Source organism: Rufibacter glacialis (genome assembly GCF_008271745.1).
GTDB classification, from domain to species: Bacteria; Bacteroidota; Bacteroidia; order Cytophagales; family Hymenobacteraceae; genus Nibribacter; species Nibribacter glacialis.
On sequence record NZ_VKKZ01000019.1, the window covers coordinates 663979 to 690977 of the forward strand.

Genomic DNA, 26999 nt, shown 5'->3' on the forward strand with positions numbered 1-26999 from the left:
AGCAATATGGCCCAAGTACCAGCATCTATCGTAACGCGTAATATTTCTGACCTGGCCGGTGAAACCGGTAACGTCTACGCGTCTATCTCTATCATCTCTAAGCGTGCGAACCAGATTGCCGTAAAGGTGAAGGAGGAATTGAACTCTAAACTGGCCGAGTTCGCCACTACTGTAGACAACCTGGAAGAGGTGTTTGAAAACCGTGAGCAGATTGAGATCTCTAAGTACTATGAGCGTCTTCCTAAGCCTACCAACATGGCCATTGAGGAGTTCATTGAGAACAAAGTGTATTTCCGGAACGCTGATGATGAGGAGCAAACCTCTTCCGCGTTTTAATTTACCGTTTCTGAATGCTTCGGCATAAGAAGATACTCCTGGGGGTTTGCGGAAGCATTGCGGCGTACAAAGCGGCTTTGCTGGTGCGGCTCCTGATCAAAGCAGAAGCAGAAGTGCAGGTAATCCTGACCACTTCTGCTTCTGCTTTTATAACCCCTGTCACCTTGGCCACGCTCTCCAAACGGCCGGTCCTCACGGAGTTTGTGCGCGATGACCATTCCGGGCTCTGGCATAACCATGTGGAACTGGGCCTTTGGGCCGATGCCCTGGTTATTGCGCCCGCCAGTGCCAACACCGTGGGCAAAATTGCCCGAGGGCTGTGTGACAACCTGCTCACTGCTACTTACCTCTCAGCACGCTGCCCCGTGTTTGTGGCCCCGGCCATGGACCTGGACATGTACCAACACCCGGCGGTGCAGGAGAATTTCCGGCTGTTGCAGTCTTACGGAAACCACGTGATAGAAGCCGGGCACGGGGAACTGGCTAGCGGTCTGGTAGGGCAGGGGCGCCTGGCAGAACCCGAAGAGATCGTTCAGGTTTTACAACAGCATTTTACTTCTCTCAACATTGTTTAGCGGCAAGAAAGTACTCATCACGGCCGGTCCCACCTATGAGCCTCTGGACCCGGTGCGGTTTATCGGGAACCATTCCACCGGCAAAATGGGCTTCGCCTTGGCCCGTTGCCTGGCTCAGCAAGGCGCCCTGGTGACGTTGGTGGCAGGCCCCACCGCTTTGGCCCTGCCGCACCCTTTGGTAAACCTGGTACCAGTCATGACTGCCGATGAGATGTTTGCCGCCTGCCAGGCGGTAGCCACGGAAGCAGACCTCTGGATCTTTGCCGCCGCCGTGGCCGACTATAAGCCCAAAGACACCGCGCTTTCCAAAATAAAAAAAAACGAGGCCTCTTTTACCATTGAACTGGTAAAGAACGTTGATATAGCAGCTACCTTAGGCCAACAGAAACGGCCGCACCAATTTGCCGTGGGTTTTGCCCTGGAAACAGATCAGGAACTGGAGAACGCCCGCGGCAAACTCCTGAAGAAGAACCTGGACATGGTGGTGCTCAATTCCCTGCGGGACCCCGGGGCCGGTTTCAAGCATGACACAAATAAAATCACCATAGTGAAGGCATCCTCCGTGGAAGCCTATCCGCTGAAGGCCAAAGACGAGGTAGCGCAGGATATTCTGGAATCTATAAAAGCTGAATGGGCATGTTTGCAAAAAAAATAGGGTGGGTGATCTTAGGTCTGTTGTTTCCGATCTGGGCGCAGGCGCAGGAACTGCGCTGCGAGGTGATCGTGAACAGTGAGCAGGTGCAGGCCACAGACCGGCAGGTGTTCCAGCAGATGCAGAACGCCATCTCTGAGATCATGAACAACACCCGCTGGACAGGTGATGTCTACCAGAACGAGGAGCGCATCCGGTGCAAGATGTTCATCACGCTGCGGGCCATGCCCCAGATTGGGGTCTATGAGGCCAATACCCAGCTTATCTCCAGCCGGCCCACTTACGGCACCGGATATGAAACCACGGTACTTTCCTTTGTAGACACCAAGTTCGAGTTCAATTACAACCCGGCGCAGCCCCTGCAGTACGCCCCCAACACCTTTACCTCTAACCTTACTGCCCTTTTGTCTTTCTATGCCTACACCATCATTGGCATGGACAACGACAGCTTTTCGCGCCTGGGCGGCGCCAATTCCCTGGCCGAGGCCAACAATATCCTGAACCTGGTGGCCTCCTCTGGCGCGGCCGGTGGGGGCTGGAGCGCCTCTGGTGATACCCGTAACCGCTACTGGCTGATCAACAACCTGCAGGATCCTCAGTTTGAGCCTTTCCGGTCGGCCATTTACCTTTATCACCGCCAAGGCTTAGACCTGATGGCGCAAGACCCGGAGAAAGCCCGGCAGAACATTCTGGAGGCTCTGCGCAACATCCAGCAGGTGGCGCGCCTGCGTCCGGGTTCAGCGGCACTGCGTTCTTTCTTTGAGGCCAAAGCCACCGAGCTGAGCAATGCCTTCGCCTCCGCTACCCCCGCTCAAAAGCAACAAGCCTACGAGTTGCTCACCCAGGTGGACCCCACCAACCGCGCCCGGTATGAGAGCCTGGTAAAGCGGTAGGTAATCTCGGTTTTTTAGCTATTTTTGAAAATACCCGCTTAAACGGGAGCCACTTGCCCGCCAAAGCAGGTGCGTTCCGCGTGGAATCAGGTACCTGAAGTTGTGCCTGCCCTGAAACTCTGGCAGGTGCTGCGGTGTTTCCTATTCCCCGACTAACGCCTGCACTTTTGCCTGCTGCGTACGTACAGGGGGAAGATGAACCCCTTCTTCCTAATCCAGACGGCTGGGCAGAAAGGAACTCCTGCAGAAAGAAAAATAGCTATAGATATTAGTTTGATGACTAAATAAATTAGCATCTTTGTCTAGTGGAGTACATCACCACACCGCAAACCGAAAGAGGCCTTCCTTCCTTATGCTCGTAGACCTTAAAATAAAGAATTACGCCCTTATTGAGCAGCTAGAGCTGCAACCCTCGCCGCTCTTGAACATCATCACCGGTGAAACCGGCGCGGGGAAATCCATTATGCTGGGAGCCATTGGGTTGCTGCTGGGAAACCGGGCCGACTCCAAACTGCTTTTCAACCAGAATGAAAAGTGCGTGATTGAAGGCTCTTTCAATATCTCTGAGTACCAGTTGGCTTCCTTCTTTGAAGAAGAGGACCTGGACTTTGAACCCATTAGCCTTTTACGCCGCGAGATAAGCCCCAGCGGCAAATCACGGGCTTTTGTGAACGACACCCCGGTGACGCTGGAAACCCTGCGCCGCATTGGTGAGCAACTCATGGACATCCACTCGCAGCACGACACCTTGCTGTTGGGAGACCAAGGGTACCAGCTGAACATAGTAGATTCCTTTGCCCAGAACGAGGCCCTGCGCACTCAGTATGAGGGGGCCTACCGCACGTTCAGAAAGCTGGAGAAGGAATACAAAGACCTGGAGGCGCAGTTAGCCCAATCGCAGAAGGAATTAGACTACAATACTTTCCTGCTGAACGAGCTGGCAGATGCCAACCTGCAGGCCGAGGAACAGGAAAGCCACGAAACAGAGCTAAAGCAACTGGAGCACGCCGAGGAGATCAAGCTGAAGCTAACCCAGTCCCTGCAATACATCTCAGAAAGCGAGTACAACGCCGCCGGGGCCCTCAAAGATGCGAGCCACCTGGTAGGGCAGGTCACGGAGTACGGCGAGAGTTTCCGTGCCTTGAAAGAGCGCCTGGACAGCTGCCTGATCGAGCTGAACGACATTGCCGGTGAACTGGAAGACGCTGAGCGCAGAACCGAGGCAGACCCACAGCGCGCCGAGCAGCTGCAGGAACGCCTGGATCTGATCTACACCCTGCAACGCAAGCACCAAGTACGTACCGTAGAGGAGCTGCTGGCCCTGCACGCCGAACTGGAAGTGAAGGTCAGCAGCGTACATAACCTGGATGCCGCCATTGAGAAAACCAAGAAGGCTCTGGCCGCGGCCTTGCAGGAAGTAGAAGACCGCGCCAAGGAGTTATCCCATAGTCGCACCAGCGTGTTCGGAGTTTTCCAGGATGAGCTGCACAGCCTGCTGGCGGAGTTAGGCATGCCCAACGCACGGGTAGTGATGGAGCACAAGACCTCGGCCCCGGCCGCTACCGGTATAGACGTGGTGAATATCCTGTTCAGCGCGAACAAAGGGGCGGCGCCGCAAACCTTGAGCAAAGCTGCCTCTGGTGGGGAATTCTCGCGTCTCATGCTCTGCGTCAAATACCTGCTCGCCGACAAAACCGCTTTGCCTACCATTATCTTTGACGAGATTGACACCGGTATCTCCGGCGAGATCGCCGTGAAAGTAGGCCGCATGATGCAGCAGATGTCGCAGAAGCACCAGTTGATCTGCATCTCGCACCTGCCCCAGATGGCCGCCCAAGGCGAAACCCATTATTTCGTCTACAAAGAGGATCGCGCAGACCGTACCATCAGCCGCATCAGGCAGTTGAGCCACGAGGAACGCGTGGTGGAGATCGCTCAGATGATTGCCGGAGCGAACCCCTCAGAAAACGCTTTCCAAAGCGCGAAAGAGCTGCTCGCCTTAAGTGCCTGATCTGCAAAAGGGTTTTTTAGCGCTTGTTTTTGGGAAAGTGGGCTTTAAACGTTGGGCCACTGAACACTGTAACAGAACGCAAATCGTCCCTTCCCGCCTATTTACCACTTGAGGGGAGATGTTGGGGGTGTCTATATTGCTGATCATGGCATTTTACATGTGGTAATCTCCTGTAGTTGCCCTATTCGACTGCCACCGCAATTCCGGTTGTTGGTGATAACACCAACAACGGCACCAATGGTAGTGCCCTCTGTTCAGCTAACCAGGTCTAATGTTCGGGAAGGGTAAATCAATTCCTGCTGTAGAGACAAGGCACACTTTGTCTCACGGTTGCTGAACAACACTTAAAATTTAGTACCATCTGTTTCAGGTCTGTTTTCCCAAAAACTTGCCTGAAGCGGATGGTAATGGAATAAACAACAGAAAGCCCGCTGCCAATCAGGAGCGGGCTTTCTGTTTCATCCTTGTTTTAATGAAAGGAGCCTTAAAACAAGTTGGTTTGCTCTTACCGCTCTAGCTTGAAATCAGGGTCAACGGTGGGGCGTTGTGGGGTATTGGAGACAGCCCAGCCGGTGGCATACATCCAGCGGGTCATGCGGGCCAGCTTTTTATAATCAATCCGGTCGGCTTCATCTTTTGGGGTGTGGTAGTCTGGGTGCAAGAGGGTGGTAAAGAAAATAGCCGGAATACCGGCCCGCGCATACGGCAAGTGATCGCTCCGGAAATACCAGCCTTCCGGGTGGCGAGCTTCGTCCCAGGAGGTGTCAACGGTGAAGTGGGTAAAGGCTTGGTTCGCCTGGAGTGCCATATCTACGAGCGCCGCTGAGTTGCGGTGGGGCTTGATAGACCCCAGCAAGGCGGCTGAGTCTGGGGCGTTGCGCCCGATCATGTCGCCGTTCAGGACCGCCACAATGCTTTCTTTTTTCACCGTGGGGTGCTCGGCAAACCATCGGGAGCCTAACAGGCCTCGTTCTTCGGCGCCATGCCACACAAACAAGGCGGCTCGGCGGCCGGGGTTCTGCTTCCAGGCGCGGGCAATGGCCAGCATGGCTACACTGACGGTTCCGTTGTCATCTGCCCCGTTCCAGATAGAGTCACCGGCAATGGCCGGCCCCACCCCGTCGTGGTCATGGTGGCCACTGAACAGGACGTGCTCGCTTTTTAGGGCAGGGTCTGCGCCGGGTGCCCGGGCCACCACATTCACCGACGGATACACATAGCTGTCTACATTCAGCTGGAGGCTGGCGGAGGCGGCTTTTTTCTGTAACCGGTCGGCCATGGCCTGCCCTGCCACCCTTGACCTCAGGAGAAGGACAGGAACCGCCAAGCTGGTAACTGAGGCTTGGGCTCCTTCCAGGGCGTAGGTTCCTTCTTGAAATCCGTGGCCGGCAAAGCCAAGGTTGGCCTCTGTGGTGGAATCTGCCACCAGTAGAATGGCGGCCACTCCCTGTCTGGTCAACAAGGTGGTGTGCTGGCGTACCGCCGACAAGATATAACGGTACCCCCATAGGCTCATGCCGGGTGCGGGCAGGGTGGCCGGTGGTACCAGGGGCATGGCCACTATTCTGCCCCGCAGGCTTTGGCGCGTGGTATCTGCGAAAGAGGAAAGCCACACCACTGGACCCTTTGCTGCGGCTTCCACCGGAGAAGTAACCCACACGTCCTGGCCCAGTACCAGCCGTTGGCCGTCTACCGTTATCTGGCTGGCCGGGGAAATCTGCCGGCGGCGCAGAGGGAAGAACTGGAAATACGTGCCGTCATCGCCGGCCGGTTTAAGGCCCGCTTCCCGGGCGCGTTCGGCGGTCCAGGCGGCGGCCCGCAGTTCTTCAGTCTCCCCGGCCCGCCTTCCTCTAAGGCTGTCACTGGCCATGATGAACAAGTCGCGGCGCAGGTCTTCTTCCTTGATAAGGGAAAACGCAGGCGGGGTAAGCCCAGAGGAAGCCGCCTCTTGGGTTGTCTTGGCTACCGGTCCGGAGCAGCCTGTCCATGCCAGCAGCCCCAGGAGGGAAGCGGCGGCCAAAGATCTTTTGTTCAAGAAGGAATGAAAATGAGTAGGCATGGCAGGAAGGGGTACAACGTGAAAATAGAACAAGAGAGAATTCCTGGAAAACGGAGAAGCCTGTGTTTCAGGGCTCTTTTTCAAATACGGCCTTAGAAGAGGAAAGCCACTTCCCAGGGGGCAGTGGCTTTCAAGTGGGGGTAGGGATTAATCGTCTTCGCGGTGAACGGTGTTGATATCAAAGGCCGGCACGCAGATAGACCAGTACTCGCACTCCTGGTCATTAGGATTAGAATACCGGATGCGGGCCCCGGCTTTGATGTGAATGGTTTGTCCGGCGGTCAGCACCACCACTTCGCCATCTATCTCTATCTGCTTTTGGCCGCGAAGCACAATGGTGACCTCGTCAAACTCTGGGGTCTGGTGGGGTTCGGACCAGTGGGGCGGGGCTATCATATGGGCTACGCTGAAGGCCTCGGTGCGGGTGGTGGCTAAGCCAAAATGCTCTTCAATGAGTTTGCCGTCAGTGGTGGGTACCCGGTAAGGATCCGTTTGCAGGAAGTATCGTTTCTCACTCATGGGCGTTAGTTGTTGGTGCTTTTAACCGCGCATTCGCCTTTGGTATAGGAAGTCACTCCTTTGGCTTCAGCCGTGCAGGAGTTGCCGTAGGTTTTGCCATCACACCCGCAGACAGGGTCATATTGCATGGTGCAGGCCCGTTCATTGTCAATCTTGGCGGGGTCAATGCAGGCGGTGGCCAGTTGTTGTTCATTGGTTTTACAGGCAGCCGTGCCCAGCCCAGCCACCAGGCACGTGTATAGAAGAAGTTTTTTCATAGCGTAGATTGTCTGGTCAATATACGCAATAATGCCTAAGTGAATCTGGGCTGGAAGCCAAGGAGGCCATCTTTCAGAGGTTTTTCTAAAACTCACCAATTATTCCAACCTATATCCGTATTAATGCGTAAAATGCGTAAATATATATCTGAATATATATTTATTGTAAAGCATATTGCCGGAGCAATACAAAACGTTCTTAAGTAGGTCCTCTGCAAGGAGGAAAAAACAACCCATAACTTTTATTCTTTTTTACCATGAAAAACGACAATTCAAAAATCTTGATCGCCGCCGCCGCAGGAGCCGCCGCTGGTGTAGTTGCAGGTATCTTAATGGCCCCAAGCAACGGAAAAGATTCTCGTGAAGGTTTAGTGAAAGCCGCAGGCCAACTAGCCGAGAGCGTGAACGGGCAGATTGCCCCTTACCTGGAGAAACTGAGTGGCCTGACCAGCATGTTAGGCAACAACGAAGGCGCTTCTAAGCCTGCCGCCGGAAACACTTCTGACAACGCTACCAACACAGGTTCACCTTCTTAGGTCTTTGCTGAGCGGTATGCGAGGCAAAACAGCAGGATAACCAAAAGTTTTGACTATCGTTAAGAAGGAACATACGTTTTGTAACGGAAACTATTGTTCCTCTAAAAGTAAAGCTCATGAAAGACGATAATGGAAAAGTGATTCTGGCCATGCTTGCGGGTGCTAGTGCCGGCTTGGTGGCTGGTATCTTGATGGCGCCAGAGGCCGGAGAAGCCACTCGTGATAACCTGAAGAAATCAGCTTCCAGACTTGGTTCTGATTTAGGCTCCAAACTGCAAGGCTTAGGCTCCAGTGCCGGCGCCTTGCTTGGCCGTAAATCTCCAGATGATGATCCGGAAGTGGTGAACACCGGCTCTAACACAACCCCTACCTCGCACTTAGCCAATAACCCCACGGGCGGCAACGTAGAGACCATGGGAAGTGACTCTCGTGACACCGCCACCGGTACCGCTCTGTCTGATGTAGGCGCCGGTATTGATGCCGGAGCCCTGGGGGCAGATGCCGGCACCTTAGGCCGTGATGCCAACGCCACGGGCACCAGCGCGGGTACCACCAGCGGTGCTACTGCCAAGCCAAAACGGCCAAGTAAAGCCAAAGGAGCCTCTAAAAGCGGCAGTACCGGCACTGGCGAGGATGCTTCAGCGTAATTTCTCCCTTTTACCGCAACCTTGTCCTGGCAGGTTCGTTAAAGTAAGAAAGCATGATTGGTTAAGTAATAAATTGTGAAATAGATGAAGTAAAACGAAGCAGAAAAGTACCGTTGAAACTTGATAACAGAGATCGATTTAGATTTAGTTTTTAAGGGATACGCGAAGAGCTAAGTACTACAGACGAAAGTCACATCAGGAGTAACAAGTAGAAGTTATTTAACCAATATAGAAAAGCCTTCCTTTACGGGAAGGCTTTTCGCTTTTATAGGCATAGCAGAAAGGGGGTGTTTATCGCATCTGTGCATGCCTTTTGCCGTTGCTGGCGTAGCGGCTGGCTGATGCGAGGCCCTTATGCTTTTTTGTTGCATGGCGGCCCTCCGAGCGCTCACGGCCGCGAGGCCCCGTCTTCCCCTCTCGCACTGCCCTTTCGGCCTGAACTGTCTATTGCTCTTGGTAAGGTCTATCCAGAGCCAAAAGCGAGGCGCGCTCGGGGAAGACTGGAACAAGGGAAAGTTATCAAAGGTGAAGGTGATAAGCCCTCTGTAGAGACAACGGCACCGCCTTGTCTCCTACGAATTCCTTTCTTGTGCTCCTTCGCGCTCCTTTGCAAAGGCTCATTTCCTTCAGGGAGAACTGGTGGATTCTGCTTCTCTGAGGCTATCTCGCCTCCTCTAAAGACCTCGTAGTGTCCGGAGGACTTGCGAGTGTCTGCGCCAATTCCGTTTCAGGTCTGTTTTATAAAAAGAGGGGCATAGACAGGGAGACTTTGGCTGCCAATTCCCGCCAACGTGTAAAAGCCTAAGGTTTGCCTGTTCCTGGTTTAAGGCTAGTTTTCAGGAAACCGACTATAAACAGAAAGGCCGCTCCAGTGAGAGCGGCCTTTCTGTTATACGAGGCTGATTAGCATTTCAGCACATTAAAAATCAGCACATTAATTATTCTCCGGCTTCATCTGCGGGAAGAACAGCACGTCCTGGATGGAATGGGAGTTGGTCATGATCATGCTCAGGCGATCAATGCCAATACCTAGGCCGGCCGTAGGCGGCATGCCGTACTCCAGCGCCCGGAGGAAGTCCTCGTCCAGGACCATGGCCTCCGTGTCGCCGCGCTTGCCCAGCTCCAGCTGTTCCTCAAAGCGGGCGCGCTGGTCAATGGGGTCGTTGAGCTCAGAGAAGGCGTTGCAGATTTCCTTGCCGTTGCAGATGGCCTCAAAGCGCTCTACCAAGCCTTCCTTGCTGCGGTGCTTCTTGGCCAGCGGGCTCATCTCCACAGGGTAGTCGGTGATGAAGGTAGGCTGGATCAGCTGGGCCTCGCATTTCTCCCCGAAGATCTCGTCAATGATCTTGCCTTTCCCGATGTTCGGGTCCAGTTTGATGCCCAGGCTGGCCGCGGTCTCGCGCAATTGCGCTTCGTCCATCTCCGAGATGTCAATCTTGGTGAAGTGCTCAATGGCCTCAAACATGGTGAAGCGTTTCCAGGGGCGCGCGAAGTTGATCACGTTTTCGCCTACCTGTACCTGGGTGGTGCCGTGCAACGCTAGGGCCACTTTCTCCACCATTTCCTCCACCAGGTCCATCATCCAGTAGTAGTCCTTGTAGGCCACGTACAGTTCTACCTGGGTAAATTCAGGGTTATGGAAACGGCTCATGCCTTCGTTCCGGAAGTCCTTGGAGAACTCGTATACCCCGTCAAAGCCACCCACGATCAGACGCTTCAGGTACAGCTCATTGGCAATGCGCAGGTACAGGGTCATGTCCAGGGTGTTGTGGTGCGTCTTGAACGGACGGGCGGCGGCGCCTCCGTACAAGGGCTGCAGGATAGGTGTCTCCACCTCCAGGTAGCCGCGCTCGTTCAGGTAGTCGCGCATGGTGTTCACCAGCTTGGTGCGCTTGATGAAGGCCTCTTTCACCTCGGGGTTCACCACCAGGTCCACGTACCGCTGACGGTAGCGCAGTTCTGGGTCTGTGAAGGCATCATAAACGTGCTCTACCCCGTTCTCGTCTACCTCGCGCTTCACAATGGGCAGCGGCTTCAGGGACTTGGCCAGCAGGGTCAGCTCGGTCACGTGCACGGAGGTTTCGCCCACCTGCGTTTTGAACACGTAGCCCTTGATGCCAATGAAATCGCCTATGTCCAGCATCTTCTTGAACACGGTGTTGTAGAGGTCTTTGTTCTCGCCCGGGGCGATGTCATCACGCGACACGTAGATCTGGATGCGGCCACTGCTGTCCATGAGTTCGGCAAAAGAGGCCTTGCCCATCACGCGGCGGCTCATCAAACGGCCTGCCAGGCTTACTTCCTGGTAGTTGTTCTGCTCCGGGTTGTAGTTGTCTTTTATATCCTTAGCCGTGGCAGTCACGTCAAAAAGTTCGGAAGGGTAGGGGTTGATGCCCATCTTCTGGAGCTCTTCGCGCTCATGGCGCCGGCGTAGTTCCTGTTCGCTTAAATGCATGGAAACGTTCTTTCGGTTTATATAATTCAGGGGGCGAATTTCGGAAATTATTCCCATACATGGTGAGCCTGTAGGCGCTAATTCCTATTTAGTTATCAGGTGAAGGGCAACAGAAGGAACTTGACCTACAAAACCAACCTGCTCTACTTCAACTCCTGGTGCCCCAATGTTTGGCGCGAGGCTCCAGCCCCGTGCCTTCAGATGCCGGGTAATCTCTGGACTGCCTATGTTGTAAGAGCAGCGAAAGGGGCGCTGCTGCATCTCTTCAGGTCCCTTTATGGCTTGATTATAGAAAATGAGCCTTTTAGTAAAAACGAGCCATAAACAGAAGATACCAGCTCCTGGCTCCCGCCGGGTCTGGAGACGCACATCCTCCTGCGTCAGGAGACTTTAGCTTCGCGCCAGCCTTCGCAGGGTATGGATAGTTCTGGAATTCCAGGAAGTATAGGTAAAGGCCTTATCCTGCCAGTAGGATGAATCCTGAAAGTACCTCTGCCCGGGTCCGGGACCGAAAGGTGCACCTATTTGGGAATTGCTATAAGGAAAGGAGAGAAAAGGCCTTTAGATTGCTTAAGAGGGCAGGTTGTCCAATCCTTCAGGCGCTTTCGCCGTTAAAGTCAGAAACCATTCCCCCTACCTATGAAATGCGAATTAAGTCTGGTCTTTGAAGAAAATGATGGAACCCTCCGTTGGATTTTCAATATATTGATTTACGCCCACCAGATCAGTGACCCTCAGGTGCGTAAGATGCTGCAACCTACCCTGAAGGAGTTTCTGCATAAACGCAGTTACCAGGAGGTGATTCGGTTGGCCGAGACGGACATTGACGAGGGCGATTTTGTACGGGATTACCTGAAACAGAACCTCATCAAGTTCAATGCGTCTCAGGTGCGGGTGAAGGGGGAGAAGATCAGATCCATTTGCTTTACCATTGAGCAGGCAGGGCACATGCAGGCTGCGGCAGATCCAGCATCAGTGGACCCAGAGGTGCTGGCCCTGTTTGAGGGACATGAGCTGAAACTGCGCCAGATCAACCACTGTGCCATTGAAGCCTTGAAAGTCGCCGGCGCCAAAGGTGTGCAGATTGAGAAATTCAGCCACGAGTAGCATTTGGAGATTTGAGGATGGGTAGATAGGAAGATTTTTCAAGGGAGGGAATTGAGCTGCCATAAAATGGTTTCGGCCTGTTTTTGAGAAAACAGGCCGAAAAGCTAGCATACCTTCTTCAATCATCCAGTCGCGCTCGCCTGCAAGCCATGGATTAAGCGGCAGCGGCCATCTGCATAGGGGCGGTTCCTTCTGAGAAAAGAGGCTCCACCATCTGGTGCAAGCGGTTTTTAACAAAAGAATCACGCAGGTGCTCTGGCAGTTCCGCTACTACCTTCTGGTATTTCTCCAAGCCCATGGCTTGGGCCACATAGCTTTCGTGCAGGCCGTTCATGTAGCTCACAATAGAAAGTAGGCACTCATGGAACAGCTTGAAATCAATCTCGGCTTCTACAAAGCGGTCAATCTCTTTTTGGGAAGCTGAAATCCGGAGCCGGCTAAGCAGGTCAAACAAGGTGGTGTAGCCCATACGCCAGGTGATCTGCTGCCAATGCTGCGAAGACCATTTATCCAGCACCTTCCCGGTTTTGCTGCTCTTGATAGCGGTGGCCGGATTCCTCTGTACCTGCTGCCGGATGGCGTTGGCCGTGAGTTTGCGGGTAGTCCGGAGAAACTGACCTATCTGGGCCTGGGCCTCAATCTCTTTGCCGGCAATCTGCAATCCTGCCTTATAGCCCGCCAAAGGCAAGCGATGGATACTGAAGTCGCCGTAAGCCCCGGCCGCATAGTAACCAATGGCGCGCGGGTACGCATTCTTCACCACCAGACGGCCAGATTCTCTTCTGATGGCCGCTTCATGGCTGGTCTTGATACCCAATGTGTACAGAAAGGCCTGCAAGCCCGCAAAGATGGAATAATACGCCTGCGGGAACGTCCAGTGCAGGGCGTTGCGCAGGTAGGTCTCATCGCCTAACTCTGCCGTGGCCCTGAGCGCGTACTCGGTGCTCCAGCTATTGTGCAGGATACGGGCCAGGGCCTGTAAGTCCTGCTCTGTGAGTTCAGCGGAATGTTGCCTGAAAAAGGCATTGTTTCTCAGCCCAGCCTCTTCTGTGCTGTGGGTTATGTGGTAATTGATGGCAAAAAAGTAGTTCAGGAACACCTGAGCCGGAATAGATTTCCGCCAGGCAGAATCCTGTGGTTTTTGCTCTTCCTGAAAGAGCGGAATCACGTTTTCGTCTAGTACCTTCTTCATGATTAATAAACATGAAAAGAGGTTGTTGAGTTGCATGATTGCTAATATTTTTAGACTAATAAATATCTGTAAATCAGTTAATTGTAAATTATTTTTAATAATTTTAGCAAGAGGCAAGAGCAGTGGTTTCAGAGGCGTTTGTAAGGGTGGTTGGTCCAGGCTATTTTACTCTTCTTCAAGGGAAGCGAACTACGGTTTCCGTCTCCTCAACCATAAAAAAATAATCCAATCATAACATATCATCCGTTGGTAGTGGTTATTTTTGTTTTCAGGCATTTCATGGTTACCCAACCATAATTTCATGATTCTCAGAGAATCGCTTTCACTAGTATTTCCTTACTTTATTTTAATTTTATGATTAAATTTTTACAAAAGTCAAGTTTCCTGCTGATTTCCCTCCTATGGCTGGGAAGTAGTGGGAAGGTGGTAGGACAAGTATTGCAAGAAGATTTTGCTTATGAACCTGGAGCGGGATTAGTCACTCAAACCGGGTGGGGTCTAACAGGAACGACAACTACCAACCCTATCTTAATTTCAGCAGAGGGTCTAAGTTATTCAAACTTGCCAGGCTCGGGCGTTGGAAAAGCGGTGAACTTGGTATCAACTGGGCAAGATGTAAACAAAGCAATTGGAGCCGCTTATACCAATGGTAGCGTGTACGCGTCTTTTTTGGTTAATTTCAGCGAGGTCCAGACAACGGGTGATTATTTCTTCCATTTCAGCCCAAACACTAATTCTACCAACTCCACTTTTACTGGACGGGTCTATGCTAAAAAGAGCAGCAATGGGAAAGTTCAGTTTGGTGTGTCCAAGATTTCGACTCCTGCGCCTGTGTATGCTTCTGCAGAATATGATTTGAATACTACACATTTTGTGGTTTTGAAATATACCTACGTTGCAGGATCTCTAAATGACGAGGTCGAATTATTTGTAAATCCTTCCCTGGGAGGAACAGAACCTGCTACTTCTTTGGTAAAAGCCGAAGTAGGAGGGGCAGATGCATCCACCATTGCGGCTGTAGCCTTGCGTCAAGGTACTGCCGCGCAAGCTCCTGCTTTACTCCTAGATGCGATTAAGGTTGGGGCTACATGGGCAGATGTTACCTCTTCTGCACAGGCAGATACTACGCCTCCCACCTTGGTTTCTGCCACGCCCGCCAATGCGGCTACGAACGTGGCTACGCAGCTAGACCTTGTCCTTACCTTTAGTGAGCCGGTGGTGGCAGGTACCGGAAATGTGACGCTTGCTTCTGTCAGCGGCAGCATGTCACGCGGCGCTGCAGATCCAGAAATTTCCTACAACGGTTCTACCGTGACTATTAAAAATCTGGCCCTCCAGTCTGGTACTACCTATACCTTGACCATAGACAACACTGCTTTCAAAGACGCGGCAGGAAATTTCTACGCTGGAGTATCTGGAACTACCTGGACTTTTACTACTTCAGCCACCGCTACCCCTACTATCAGGGCAGCAGTGTCCAGCTTGAATTTTGATTTAACTGCTCTGAATAAATTCTCAGCTGTCAAGTCTTATGAAGTAACGGCCTCTGACTTAACCGGGAATGTAACCGTGGCCGTGGCCGGGCCTTACCAAATCGCTAAGAGAGAAGGTGCAGGGGCCGGTACATTCGGTACTACCTCTTTGACGTTCACCCCAGCAGAGTTAACGGCCGGTGAAAAAGTATATGTACGTTTCGCCCCTACGGCCACCACTGGCAACACGGGTACGATCACCCACACATCAGCTGGTGCTGGAGAAGTAGTGGTAGCTCTTACTGGTATTGGGATCAACCCATACGTGCAGAACTTCGATGACGCAGGCTTCCTGACCAACTCCGGGTGGACGAAGGTGAACGTTTCTGGTACTACCAACAGCTGGATGCACACCACGACCGGACCAAATACTGGAACCGGAGCGGCTGTGGTGAACGGTTTCTCAGATACAGATACCCCCAGCAATGACTGGTTGATCTCACCGGCCATGGACTTGACGTCTATGTCTAACTTTGCCGTGTTGTCCTTCTATTCCCGGAAATTCTTCGCCGGACCGGCCCTGAAACTCTTTGTCTCTACCACCTACAACGGCTCGGGTACCATCAATGCCGCTGACTGGACGGAGATTGAGGGAGATTTCCCTACGGCTACCGGAGCTTGGAAACAGTCTGCCGGTATTAACCTGACCTCCTTTAAATCTGCCAATACTTATGTGGCCTTTGTGTACCAAACCACTGCCGGCGGAACCAACAACTCCTCAGAATGGAAAGTGGATGATTTTAAAGTGGAGAATGTGGTTTCCTCTGCGTTAATTCCAACCATGACTTTGGCTTTTCCTGAAACAGCCGTCAATGCGGTGTCTGCCAGCCAAAGCTTCAAGTTTAACACCCTGGGCCATGGAAACATCACCATTGCCGCTCCTGCCGGTTTCCAGGTGTCTGCCAATAACACCACGTTCACCTCTTCTATTGTGGTGCCCGCCGCCACTGCTGAAGCCGGAACCACGGTGCATGTGCGGTTTGCCCCTACGGCCAAACAGGCCAGTATCAATGGCGTACTTACATTTGCCGGTTCAGTGGGCAACTTCTCGGCCAACGGTCCTAAACTGACGGGTTCTTCCTTGCTTCGTTCTGAGACCTTTGACATTGTGACCTATAATGTGGAGTTTTTCGGCTCTGACATCAAAGATGGGACAGGTGAATTTGGCCCGACCAACGATCCTCTACAGGTGGAGAATGTGACCAAGGTGATGCAAACCCTAAACGCAGACATTATTGCCGTGCAGGAATTGTCTGAGGAGACCGAGATGGACAAAGTGGTGGCTGCCATGCCTGGTTTTGCCAAAAGTATTTCTCAGGTGTACTCTTATTCCATCAAACCAAACAGTTCTACAACCCCCTTCCCGGCCCAGAAAATCGGGTTCCTTTATAACACGGCTACCGTGCGGCCAGTGGGCTTTAGAGTGATGTTTGAAGGCCTCTACAAACAAGCCGTGGCCAATACTACCACCTTGATCACAGATGATTTCTGGTCGTCAGGCAGGTTGCCGTACATGGGTACGTTTGAGGTGACCATAGGCGGCATCACCAAGCGTATAAGAGTAGTGAACATCCATGCCAAGTCCGGCTCCTCCACAGGTGACTTTAACCGGCGCAAGGAAGACCTCAAAGTCTTGAAAGACTCTCTGGATGCCCATTACCCTCTGGACAACATCATCTTGCTGGGAGATTACAATGATAACGTGTTTGGCTCTATCAATGCAGGAGGCGTGTCCAGCTATAACTCCTTCATTGAAGATGCCCAAGATTACAAAGCCATCACGTATACCCTGGCGCAGAATGGGGGAGTATCTTTCCCAAGTTCGGGAAGCTTCCTGGATCACATCATCATCTCAAATGAATTGATTGATGAGTACCTGGAGGGTTCCACCACCATTGAAAACCCTAACAGCTATATCACCAACTATTCCAGCACTACCTCAGACCACTTGCCGGTTTATTCTCGTTTTGCCTTCACCTCTGGTGACCCCTTGGGCACCAAAGAAGACCTGAAAAGAAGATTCAGAGTTTACCCTAACCCTACTTTGGGCAATGTTACCTTGCAGTTACCAGCAGGGGCGCCAAGAAACGACTTGTCCATGACTGTCTATGGCCACCGTGGAGAAGTAGTGCTGCGCGTAAGCGGTCTGGAGCAGACCCTGAACCAGCATCTCACTGAGACCATTTCCAAAGTGGCTACAGGTATGTACCTGATCAAAGTACAAGCCGGAAGACAATCGTATGAAACCAGGTTAATCAAAAGATAAGCCGGAAACGTGCCTTTCCAAAGCCTGCCAGATGTACTCTGGCAGGCTTTTTTTATGTCTATATATTTCCTTACTTGCCGCCTGCCCAGCCTGGTTTCAAGGCTGTTTCTTTAAAACTACCCGAAAATCACCATGCGCAAAATCTCTCTGTCTCCTGTGGCTTTCCTTTGGCTTCTCCTGCAACTGGCAGGGTGCCAACCTTCTGGCAAACCCATCTCTGGCGCCAAACCAGAAATAGGCGCAACCGGCCGGAAAGGCATGGTGGTAAGCGCGCACCCAGAGGCCTCCCGGATTGGGCTGGAGATTCTGCGGAAAGGCGGCAATGCCTATGATGCAGCGGTGGCCACTGGTTTTGCCTTGGCCGTGGCGTATCCGGTGGCCGGTAACATTGGCGGAGGCGGCTTTCTGGTGTACCGCAAGCAGGACGGAGAAGCCGGTACCCTGGATTACCGGGAAAAAGCCCCAGGGGCTGCCACCAAGAACATGTACCTAGACGCGCAGGGCAACGTGGTGAAAGACGCCAGCACCTTGGGGCATTTGGCCGTGGGCGTACCCGGTGCGGTAGCCGGGATGGTGGCTATGCATGAGAAGTTAGGAAGCCTGCCCTGGGCCCAAGTGGTGCAACCTGCCATTGACCTGGCCCAGAAAGGGGTGGTGCTCACAGAGCGGGAAGCGCGCATGCTCAACAACGACAAGGAAGATTTCATCAAAGCCAACAAGTTTGCGACCCATCTGGTGCGGGAGGCCCCGTGGCAGAAAGGAGACGTGCTTCCCCTGCAGGAGCTGGCCCGTACCCTGGAGCGGATTCGGGATAGGGGACAGAAGGGGTTCTATGAGGGGGAAACCGCTGATCTGCTTGTGCAGGAAATGCGCCGGGGCGGAGGCATCATCTCCCACCAGGACCTGAAAGACTACCGGTCAGTGTGGCGCCCTGCCATCACCGGCTCTTACCGTGGGTACAAGGTGATCTCCATGCCTCCACCCTCCAGCGGCGGAATTGCCTTGCTGCAGTTATTGAATATGATGGAGCCGTATGATCTTAAGGAGTGGGGCTGGCAACAAGCCAATACGGTGCATGTGATGGTAGAAGCCCAGCGCCGGGTATACGCAGACCGGGCCTCTTACCTGGGCGACCCTGATTTCATCAAGGTGCCGGTGGGCAATCTTCTCGACCCAGCTTACCTGCGCAGCCGCATGACCACCCTGGACATGGAAAAAGCAACGCCTTCTACCCAAGTGCAGGAGGGGAAACTGCTGGCCCGGGAAAGCGACCAAACCACACATTACTCCATTGTAGACCAGTGGGGCAACGCGGCCTCCGTGACCACCACCTTGAATGGGGGCTACGGCTCAAAGGTGGTCGTGGAAGGCGCCGGCTTTCTCCTGAACAATGAGATGGATGATTTCAGCGTGAAGCCGGGCGTGCCCAACATGTTTGGGCTGATAGGAGGCGAAGCCAATGCCATTGCTCCCGGTAAACGGATGCTGAGTTCCATGACCCCCACCATTCTGGAGAAAGACGGCCAACTCTTCATGGTAGTGGGCACCCCAGGCGGGTCTACCATTATCACGTCTGTCTTTCAGGCCATCCTGAACGTGGTAGACCATGGCATGGGCATGCAGCAGGCTGTGGCAGCCCCTAGGTTCCACCATCAATGGCTGCCAGATGTGGTACAGCCCGAAGCCAGAGCCCTTGCCGCACCGGTCCGGGAGGCGCTCCAGAAGAAAGGGCATGCCTTGCGTAACCGGTCAGACTATGGGGCGGTGGACGGGATTTTGAAACGCAAAGACGGTACTTGGGAAGGAGGAGCAGATCCCAGGGGAGATGATACCGCTCTGGGATACTAATCCCTAACTGTCCGCACAATACGTTTTGTTAGCCGTCCTTTTGCTTTGTATCCCTTTGGGGAAGAGAGCAAGAGGACGGTTTTTTGGTTGTTTTCATAAAAAGATACTTTTTCCTTGCCTTCCCTTCTAAGATGGAGGTTACTTGTTGAGGTCTCCTCTTTTACAGGCACCCGTTCTTTATGCAAGTCCTTTAGCCGCCTTTAAAGGCTTTAGAATCCGGTGCAGTTTAGAAGAATCAAGCCGAAAACATCATTGGTTTTGTATTGGTTTTAAAAGCAGATGAGGTGGGTATTACTTTTTATGCTTTTATTTGTGCTTGTGAATCAGGTTGTTGTATAAATATATAGGTTTTTAAATATTGAAGGTTACAGGTTTTGTGAACTAAAAGGTAGGACTGGTAGTTGTACCAACATCTATTTAAATTTTTATCACAGATTACTTTTCTAATCCACTGATAGTATCCCCCACGGTTTTATTTCTTCCCTAAATTCTAACAAATGAAATTAAAACAAATTACTGCTCTAGGCTTGTTTTTGCTGTTGGCTAGTGTGGCCAGCGCGCAAATCACTCCGCAGCGCATGGTGATTCCTCGCCTTTACCAACAGAACTACTTCTACCTGAATCCTGCGTTCGCGGGGGCCGAGGGCAGAAAGGAGCTAGGTATAAATGGGCACCTCAACTCTCTTGGCGGAAAATCATCTACCGCCCCTTTGTCGGTGATTGCGCATTACCAAGGGTATGTGAGCGAAACCAACCCCAATGGGATTGGGATTGTAGGAGTCTATGACCAGTTTGGACCCTATTGGTTGGGCAAGTTAGGGTTTACCTATGCGAAGCGTTTCAGGTTAGGGGAGCAAAGCAGCCTGGCGTTTGGGGCTCAGTTAGCCGCCGAGTACCTGAATGTGGACCTTTCTGAGAAAACATCCGAAGAGGGAAAGAAAATGGTGGGGCATGACAATGACCTAAGACCAGACGTAGACGCCGGGGTATGGTTGAAGATCCGTAATTTCTATGCCGGTGGCACGGTGGCCAGCATTCTGGCGCCCAACTATAACCTGATCGGTGATGCCGAGCATGAAGGCATTAGGGAGTTGCTGCTCACGGCCGGTTATAAAGTAGCCTTTGCCCCGGAATACTCCGTGACACCTTCTGTTTTCATGAGCCAGGCGCTGGAAGATGGAGAGCAGGAGTACCAGTTTGGCGCCATGGCCAACATCAAATTCCTGACGGCCGGGGTAAACTACCGCGGCCAGTTTGATAAAACCGCTCCCTGGAACGTGAGTGCCGGCGTGAACATCAAAGACAACGTGCAATTGATGACCACCTTTGACCTCACCAAGGAACATGCTGGAACCCCTAAACCAGACTCACAGGTAGAAGCGAACCTGCGCATCAGGTTCTAGTAATTCTTGCGTAACCTTTCAAAGGCTTGCCCCTTCGGGCAGGCCTTTTTTTGTGCCTGTGCGGAGGGTGACTTCCGCTTTAAAACCTAGGCAGGAAGGGGAGAGTAGAAGGAGAAACTGACATTCTTCTGTATGGACCTATCGTATATCCTGAACGAACTAGGGGAGGACCGGGCTGCATATTTCAATGCGGTGGCGCCCCCCATCATCCAGACCAGCAACTTCGCCTGTAAAACCGTGGCAGACATGCGCTTTATGCTGCAGCATGAAGCCGAGGTGGATTTCTATTCCCGGGGCAATAACCCTACGGTAGACATTCTGGAGAAAAAGCTGGCGGCTCTGGAAGGAACCGAGCATGCCATTGCCTTCGGGAGCGGGATGGGGGCGGTGGCCGCAGCGGTGCTTTCACAGGTGAAGGCGGGAGACCACGTGGTGTGCGTGAACAGGCCGTACATAGGAACCAATAAACTCATGCGGTACTTTCTGCCCCGCTTTGGGGTGGAGGTCACCATGGTAGACGGCACCCAGGCTGCCAACTTTGCCCAAGCCACCAAAGAGAACACCACCCTCTATTACCTGGAAAGCCCTAATTCCTTCACCTTTGAATTACAGGATATAGCCCAGATAGTGGACATAGCCCGGGAGCGGAACATCTGCACGGTCATAGACAATAGCTTCGCCACGCCGTTGCTGCAGAACCCGGCTGCCATGGGCGTAGATCTGGTGGTGCATTCGGCCACCAAGTACATTGGGGGGCACAGTGACGTAATGGGCGGCATTGTGTGCGGGAGCCGCGAACGGATCAACCGGATCTTCGCGGCCGAATACCTCACGCTGGGGGCGGTGTTGTCACCGCATGATGCCTGGCTTTTGCTGCGGGGCCTGCGTACGTTGCCGCTCCGCATGGAACGGGTAGCGAAAACCACCCGCCAGGTAGTCGCCTTTCTGCAGCGGCGCGAAGAGGTGGCCGAAGTTTTATGGCCTTTTTTGCCAGAACACCCCCAATACCGGCTGGCCAGAAAACAGTTGCGCAACAACACCGGGCAGTTCACGGTGCGCCTGCAAACGGAAAGCCTTGCGGAAGTGGAGCGGTTCTGTGATAGTCTGCAGCATTTTCTCATGGCAGCTTCCTGGGGAGGGCATGAATCCCTGATTTATCCGGCCGCCGCCGCTTACATGGAAGGCAAGTTCCGGTCTTCCTTGCCGTTCACGCTCATCAGGTTCTACATTGGGCTGGAAGACCCTGAGTACCTGATCAGAGACCTGGAGCAGGCTTTTGCCAGAATGAAAGAGTAACCTGTTTTCAGACCGTTTTTCAGAAAAAGGCATAAAAAAGGCCGGTACTTCAGCACCGGCCTTTTTCAGAGGGTGACAACAGTCTATAAGCCGTCTTTCAAGATGGCCACTGCTTCCTGAATGTACAGGTCTTTCTTGGCGTTCTTGGTAAAGGCCTCAAAGCGAGCCGAAGCGGCAGTATCTCCCACCAGTTTGGAAAGGTCCTGCTTCAGGCCGGCTACCTCTAACTGAGGAATGTTCTTGCGTAGGTTTTCCAGTTTCTTAGACTCTTCCTGGGTTCTGCGCTCCTCTGCCAGATAGGTGCTTAGCTTGAGGGAACGGGTGGTGTTCTCTGTTCTTTCTTTCAAGCGCAGGGCGCTTTGGTTGATAAGGGAGAACGTTGGGCTAGTAGATACCCGGTTTTTAGAGGCAGCTTTCAGTTTCTCTACAGAGAAATTAGGGCTATTCCAGGTATTGAACTTAGCGGACTGGATCTCATCAAATGGCAGCGCGTATTCCTGCTCTTTCTCTCCGTATTTGAGGTACGTATAGGTGTCTGGTAACAGGATATCTGGCGTCACGCCCCGCAACTGCACCGTTTTACCACTGATGCGGTAGTATTTCTGGGTAGTCAGTTTCAGGTGGCCTAAGGGTTTCACAGCGTCAAAAGAGGCAGGTAATACCTGGTCCAGGTCGAAGAACTGTTGCACGGTTCCTTTTCCATAGGTAGAGCTTCCTACAATCACCCCGCGCTTGTAATCCTGGATAGCGGCGGCCATGATCTCTGAGGCAGACGCGCTGTTCTCATTCACCAAAACCACCAGCGGTCCGCCAAATTGCACCTGCGGATCACGGTCTTCCAGTACCGCGGCCGGGCCATTGGCAGATTTTACCTGTACCACCGGACCAGATTTGATGAAGAGGCCTACCATGTCAACCACATCCTGCAGGGATCCCCCGCCGTTGTTTCTTAGGTCAAGGATGATGCCCTGGGCGTTTTCCTGCTTCAGTTTCTGGATCTCAGCCGCTACGTCTTTGCCACTGTTGCGGCCACCGGCGTTCTTGAAATCTGCGTAGAAGGCAGGCAAATGGATGTAGCCCAGCGTTTTAGGGCCGCCTTTGATCAAAAGGGATTTGGCGTAGCCTTCTTCCCGTACCACCACATCCCGGATGATGGAAATCACCTTCATGGTGCCGTCTACTTTCTTCACTGACAAGCGCACTTCAGTACCCTTTTTCCCTCTGATCAAGGAAACGGCTTTGTCTATGCGCATGCCCTGGATGTCAACGGGAGCCTGGTTTCCCTGGGCTACTTTCAGGATTACATCACCGGGTTTCAATTCTCCTTGCAGGTAAGAGGGGCTACCGGGGGTGATTTCAGAGACTTTGATCAAGCCGTCTTTCTCCTGCAGCAAAGCTCCAATGCCTTCTAAACGGCCAGAGAACTCATAGTCAAAGTCCTCTTTCTCTTTAGGGGCATAGTACTCTGTATGTGGATCATAGACGTTGGCGAACGAGTTCAGGTAAGAGGAACGGTAGTCTTCGTTCTCCAGCTGGCTCATGCGTTTGAACAGGTCGTCATAGTTTTCCCGAAGTTTTTTACGGGCATCGGCCTCAATCTCTGTCATGCTCTTCTTGGGTTCCTTAGAGCCCGCCGAGTCGGATTTCTGCTGGGTATCCAGGGCATCGGCCACGCGGGCCAGGGCCTGGTACTTAAGGTACTTGCGCCATTCTTCCTTCAAGGCGGCCGGTGAGGTGGCAAATTTCAGTTTCTCAGGCTTTACCTCAATGGTTTCCTCTTTGTCAAATTCAAAGGGCTTGTCCAGGATCTCTTTGTAGAAGCTTTCGGCCTCTTTGAGTCGCTTGTGGAACAGGCTCATGGAAAGGTCAAAGAACTTGAAGGAACCGTTCTTGAACTCGTCGTCCAGTTGGGTTTCGTATTTGGCCAATTGGTCCACGTCTGACTGAAGCAGGAACTTCTTGTTGTAGTCCAGGCGCTCCAGGTAGAGATTAAAGGCCTTTTTTGAGAAATTATCGTCTAAACGCTCAGGGGAATAGTGCGCTGAACTCAGGCCCTGCATGAGCACCTTGGTAAGTACTTCGTTTTTCTGGTCCCGTAGTGCGCCATCTGTCTCCAGGAATTTATAGGAGGCAATGCCAAACACCACAGAGGCGGCTGTACCGTAAGTGACCAGCTTTGTCTTTAAAGAAAACATATTGGTTTCGCTAGAATTGTCTGTTAGTTAGATATACAAAAGTAGTGCCTGATTTCCTGGCGCATTCCTTTACTTTAACGTGTGCCTACTCCAGAAAGGTGTAGGAGTTTTGAGAATATTTGGTAAAGAGTTGCAAGTAAGCAGAACGTAGCAGGAGTTGTTCTTTTTGGCCCTGTTTTTTTTAACAATCCCACTCCAGGTTTCGTTTCTGGCTGAGTATCAAGGGAGATTGGAATCTGTGTTTTCCTCCTCCAGGGCCTTGCCTACGGGCCGGTATGGAAAATAGGCGGGCACTGCATCATGGGGGAAATAACCGCTCATGTTCCACCAAACCACAGACCACCATGGAAACCAACCCTACCTACCTCGCCACGCTTGATGACTATGTTTTTGAAGGCCGCAACAAAGCCTACGGGGCGTATGTCCTGCGAAAACTCTACCACCGGCATTTAAGCCAGGCCGTTTTGTATGCCATCACCCTTTTCGTGATTGCCTTCTCCTTGCCCTCAGTAGTAGACAAACTCTTCGGGAAGAAAGACCTGGCTGGCATTGCCCCTAAAAAGAAAGTCAGTGACTGGGTAACGGTAAACCTGCCCAAGGTAGAGGAAATCAAGGAAGCCGAAGCCGTGGCGCCCGCCGCTGCTAAACCTTCTGGCCCCACCGTGAAGAACGTGGCCATTAAAGTAGTGGAAGAAACCAAGGCCGTGGTAGAGGAAATTCCTTCCCAAGACCAGCTTCGGCACGCAGCCTCCGGCACAGTGACCTCTGAGGGAAGTGGCGAAGGGAACGTGGATAACCCTGAACCAGCCGGCGGATCGGGCACTGGTGCGGGAACTGGTAGCGGGGCAGAGAGCACCCCGGCGCCCGCTTATTTCATCAGCGTGGAGCAAATGCCTCAGTTTGAAGGTGGGCTCTCTAAATTGATGGAGTTTGTAGGCAAGAACCTGAGATACCCCAACGCGGCGCAAGCCAATGGGGTAGAGGGAACGGTGGTTCTCAGTTTTGTGGTAGGCGCCACCGGTGACATCACGGATATTCAGGTGTTGAAGGGCCTGGGGTACGGCACGGAGGAAGAAGCCATACGGGTCATGAAGAAAGTGCCCCGTTGGAAGCCCGGCATGCAGAACGGCAGAGCGGTTCCTGTGCGCATGACCTTGCCCATAAGACTGGAACTGAAATAGGAGAGAAGGGTTTGGCCGAACCCGGATACTTATTGCTGAGTACCTTCTGCCTTTTTGGGCTGGTTTCTCAAAAAGGCCGCCTAAACAAACCAAGGTTTCTAGTCAAACTTGAGAACAAGCAAAAAGCCCCGGCTCTGTGAAGAACCGGGGCTTTTGTTTATAGAGAGTGACTACTGACTAGCGGTAGATATGCTCACCGCGGTTGGTGCGCCACTCGTTTTCAAAGTAATCAGCATCCTCAGCACTACGAGGAGTTACGCCCATTACGATATTACCTTCTTTGATGCCAGACTCATATACTTTGGCACGTTCTTCCGGAATACCAGACCCTACCAGGGCACCCAGTAAACCACCTGTCAAGCCACCGGCTCCGGCGCCTGCCAAACCAGCTGCCAACGGACCGGCAATTACCAAACCTAGTCCAGGCAGTGCAATAGAAGTACCAATAGCGGCAATGGCACCAACAATAGCACCCAACGTACCTCCAATGGCAGAACCAGCACCGGCTCCTTCTAAGGCTTTGCTGCCAAGTTCAGTATCATTGTTGTCGCTGTCAGAGAAGTGGCGCTTGCGGGCGTCATCGCTCATGATCACATTGATGTCGTCTTTGCTGTAGCCGCGGCTATGCAAAGAGTTGTATGCGCGTTCTGCGCTGTCTCTGTCTCTGAACATACCCGTCATCATTCCGCCTGTCCGTGTGTTTCCTGTTTGGTTTTCCATAGTCTTTTGTTTGATATTTAGTAGATGTAACATAGTGGTAATTGCTAGGCCAGTCGCAAAACTGGCAACTGACAATCAATAGGTAGCTAAACGGATGGGCTACGTATAAGTTACACCTGCCCCATGGCAGAAAACACAAACGCCAGTGCAAAGCACTGGCGTTTAGGACGTGGTATAATGAAATTAAGTGAAAAACAAGGCCTTGAGTATTAGTTGTAAACCTTCACCATGTACACGTAATCCTGCAATTTCTTAAGCTGTTGCGGACGTGGGTTCCCCGCCAGGGTATTCACCTTGGGCAAGGAGATGGGTTTAGGCAGGCGGTTCTCAGGCAGTTGGTCTAAAAGGGTCAGTAAATACGCAGATTTCACCGCGAAGGCCGCCCCGTCAACGCCCAGCATTTTTCCGCTGATCACGCCAATCATGTTGCCGCGGTCATCCAGCAGGGGGCCGCCGCTGTTGCCAGGGTTCAGCGGGATGGAGATCTGGTAAGAGGCCGTATCGCCGTACACGCCAGAGCGGGAACTAAGGGTGCCTTCGCCAAATACTACGTCTTCTCTAGGATAACCCAGGGTGAACACGCGCTCCCCTAATTCGCTCTCCTTCTGCTTGAAAGAGTACGGCAGCTTGCCGAAGCCCGTGAAGGTGGTATCAATCACCCGTAGCAAAGCCAAATCACGCACCTGATCAGAATAGATCTCCTCTACCTTGTACTTGGTGCCGGACTTGTTCTCAATCATGAGGGAGTCTGCGCCTTCAATCACGTGGTAGCTGGTCACGAAATACCCGTCTGAGGTGAGCACGAAACCCGTACCTGAGAACTGCCCTGGGTTCAGGGAGCTGGCTTTAGGGGCCACCGGGTTGGTGTTCAGGATGGCGTTCTGCTTGCGTTTGAGGTCATCCATTTCACGGCGCAGCTCTACGTAGCGGGCGGCTTGCTGCTTGGTGGCAGAGCGCCACATCTCCATGCCCAAAAGGCTGCTGAAGACCGTGACAATGGCCACGGTGGCAGCCACGCCCATGGTGGCGGCGTAGCGGCGCATGAAGATCTGCACGGGGGTACGGCGTTTCAACACCGGCGGCACGGTCACGTTTTCCTGCTGCCATTGCTGGTGGTGTTGGTTCAGGCGGTCACGCAGGGCCTGCTGGCGGCCGTGGTTCTGCAGGGCCGCCGTGAACAGCTTCGCCTCCTGTACCCGTTGGGCAAAGGCGGGGTCAGCGGCCATGCGTTCCTCCAGCGCCCGACGCTCAGAAGAGGTCACCTGGTGCTGGTGGTAGCGTTCAATCAATTCCAATAATTCCCGGTCACTCATATATAG

Annotated in this window: 19 protein-coding genes and 1 pseudogene; 12 read left to right on the forward strand and 8 right to left on the reverse strand. The window is 52.8% G+C overall.

The features are described from left to right. Positions 1 to 6 precede the first annotated feature (6 nt). The 4 genes and pseudogenes from FOE74_RS07400 to recN all read left to right on the forward strand — a co-directional run bounded on the left by FOE74_RS07400 (position 7) and on the right by recN (position 4467). Positions 7 to 336 carry a DNA-directed RNA polymerase subunit omega gene (locus FOE74_RS07400; protein WP_149097952.1) on the forward strand — a complete coding sequence of 110 codons (330 nt, stop codon included), beginning with the start codon at positions 7 to 9 and terminating at the stop codon, positions 334 to 336. Positions 337 to 350: 14 nt separating this feature from the next. Next, positions 351 to 1566 (forward strand): annotated as a pseudogene (coaBC, locus tag FOE74_RS21690) (bifunctional phosphopantothenoylcysteine decarboxylase/phosphopantothenate--cysteine ligase CoaBC). Then, positions 1548 to 2456: a type IX secretion system protein PorD gene (gene porD / locus FOE74_RS07410; protein ID WP_188686481.1), complete on the forward strand. Its 909-nt coding sequence runs from the start codon at positions 1548 to 1550 to the stop codon at positions 2454 to 2456. Before coaBC ends, porD begins: the two are co-directional and overlap by 19 nt. A 352-nt stretch (positions 2457 to 2808) precedes the next feature. Next, positions 2809 to 4467 carry a DNA repair protein RecN gene (recN, locus tag FOE74_RS07415; protein WP_149097954.1) on the forward strand — a complete coding sequence of 553 codons (1659 nt, stop codon included), beginning with the start codon at positions 2809 to 2811 and terminating at the stop codon, positions 4465 to 4467. Between the two features lie 505 nt (positions 4468 to 4972). Here the strand turns inward: recN and FOE74_RS07420 are convergent. From FOE74_RS07420 to FOE74_RS07430, 3 genes are all read right to left on the reverse strand, one after another. After that, on the reverse strand, positions 4973 to 6526 hold the full coding sequence (locus tag FOE74_RS07420) for a M28 family metallopeptidase (RefSeq protein ID WP_149097955.1): 1554 nt from the start codon (positions 6524 to 6526) through the stop codon (positions 4973 to 4975). Between the two features lie 147 nt (positions 6527 to 6673). Then, positions 6674 to 7045 carry a cupin domain-containing protein gene (locus FOE74_RS07425; protein WP_149097956.1) on the reverse strand — a complete coding sequence of 124 codons (372 nt, stop codon included), beginning with the start codon at positions 7043 to 7045 and terminating at the stop codon, positions 6674 to 6676. 5 nt (positions 7046 to 7050) lie between these two features. After that, positions 7051 to 7302 (reverse strand): Kazal-type serine protease inhibitor family protein, encoded by a 252-nt coding sequence (locus FOE74_RS07430; RefSeq protein WP_149097957.1) that lies wholly within the window; start codon positions 7300 to 7302, stop codon positions 7051 to 7053. 257 nt (positions 7303 to 7559) lie between these two features. Here FOE74_RS07430 and FOE74_RS07435 point away from each other — a divergent pair, with 257 nt between their 5' ends. Together FOE74_RS07435 and FOE74_RS21450 are read left to right on the forward strand one after the other, a co-directional pair. Beyond that, complete coding sequence (locus tag FOE74_RS07435) at positions 7560 to 7838, forward strand: YtxH domain-containing protein (RefSeq protein WP_149097958.1); 279 nt, start codon at positions 7560 to 7562, stop codon at positions 7836 to 7838. 116 nt (positions 7839 to 7954) lie between these two features. Continuing rightward, the gene (locus FOE74_RS21450; protein ID WP_225840719.1) at positions 7955 to 8485 is read left to right on the forward strand and encodes a YtxH domain-containing protein; all 531 of its coding nucleotides are present in this window, start codon (positions 7955 to 7957) and stop codon (positions 8483 to 8485) included. Positions 8486 to 9419: 934 nt separating this feature from the next. On the opposite strand, the gene lysS is transcribed toward FOE74_RS21450, so the two are convergent. Continuing rightward, entirely contained in the window at positions 9420 to 10940 is a 1521-nt protein-coding gene (gene lysS, locus FOE74_RS07450) for a lysine--tRNA ligase (protein WP_149097959.1), read from the reverse strand. A 639-nt stretch (positions 10941 to 11579) separates the two neighbouring features. Here lysS and FOE74_RS07455 point away from each other — a divergent pair. After that, complete coding sequence (locus tag FOE74_RS07455) at positions 11580 to 12047, forward strand: hypothetical protein (RefSeq protein WP_149097960.1); 468 nt, start codon at positions 11580 to 11582, stop codon at positions 12045 to 12047. 154 nt (positions 12048 to 12201) lie between these two features. Here FOE74_RS07455 and FOE74_RS07460 read toward each other — a convergent pair whose 3' ends face one another. Continuing rightward, positions 12202 to 13239, reverse strand: a complete 1038-nt coding sequence (locus tag FOE74_RS07460) for a hypothetical protein (RefSeq protein WP_149097961.1) — start codon at positions 13237 to 13239, stop codon at positions 12202 to 12204. 969 nt (positions 13240 to 14208) lie between these two features. Here FOE74_RS07460 and FOE74_RS07465 point away from each other — a divergent pair. From FOE74_RS07465 to FOE74_RS07480, 4 genes are all read left to right on the forward strand, one after another. Next, on the forward strand, positions 14209 to 17037 hold the full coding sequence (locus FOE74_RS07465; protein WP_188686485.1) for an Ig-like domain-containing protein: 2829 nt from the start codon (positions 14209 to 14211) through the stop codon (positions 17035 to 17037). 132 nt (positions 17038 to 17169) lie between these two features. Next, positions 17170 to 18885 carry a gamma-glutamyltransferase gene (gene ggt, locus FOE74_RS07470; RefSeq protein ID WP_188686487.1) on the forward strand — a complete coding sequence of 572 codons (1716 nt, stop codon included), beginning with the start codon at positions 17170 to 17172 and terminating at the stop codon, positions 18883 to 18885. Between the two features lie 497 nt (positions 18886 to 19382). Further along, on the forward strand, positions 19383 to 20288 hold the full coding sequence (locus FOE74_RS07475) for a PorP/SprF family type IX secretion system membrane protein (RefSeq protein ID WP_149097963.1): 906 nt from the start codon (positions 19383 to 19385) through the stop codon (positions 20286 to 20288). A 132-nt stretch (positions 20289 to 20420) separates the two neighbouring features. Beyond that, the gene (locus FOE74_RS07480) at positions 20421 to 21584 is read left to right on the forward strand and encodes a trans-sulfuration enzyme family protein (protein WP_149097964.1); all 1164 of its coding nucleotides are present in this window, start codon (positions 20421 to 20423) and stop codon (positions 21582 to 21584) included. An 83-nt stretch (positions 21585 to 21667) separates the two neighbouring features. On the opposite strand, the gene FOE74_RS07485 is transcribed toward FOE74_RS07480, so the two are convergent. Beyond that, a complete protein-coding gene (locus FOE74_RS07485; protein ID WP_149097965.1) occupies positions 21668 to 23779 on the reverse strand; it encodes a carboxy terminal-processing peptidase in 2112 nt (703 codons plus the stop codon). 344 nt (positions 23780 to 24123) lie between these two features. Between FOE74_RS07485 and FOE74_RS07490 the strand changes: the two genes are divergently transcribed. Beyond that, the gene (locus FOE74_RS07490) at positions 24124 to 24960 is read left to right on the forward strand and encodes an energy transducer TonB (protein ID WP_188686490.1); all 837 of its coding nucleotides are present in this window, start codon (positions 24124 to 24126) and stop codon (positions 24958 to 24960) included. A gap of 177 nt (positions 24961 to 25137) precedes the next feature. Here FOE74_RS07490 and FOE74_RS07495 read toward each other — a convergent pair whose 3' ends face one another. Both FOE74_RS07495 and FOE74_RS07500 read right to left on the reverse strand, forming a co-directional pair. Then, positions 25138 to 25680, reverse strand: a complete 543-nt coding sequence (locus FOE74_RS07495; protein ID WP_149097967.1) for a hypothetical protein — start codon at positions 25678 to 25680, stop codon at positions 25138 to 25140. Positions 25681 to 25889: 209 nt separating this feature from the next. Then, complete coding sequence (locus FOE74_RS07500) at positions 25890 to 26993, reverse strand: S1 family peptidase (protein ID WP_149097968.1); 1104 nt, start codon at positions 26991 to 26993, stop codon at positions 25890 to 25892. Between the last annotated feature and the right edge of the window lie 6 nt (positions 26994 to 26999).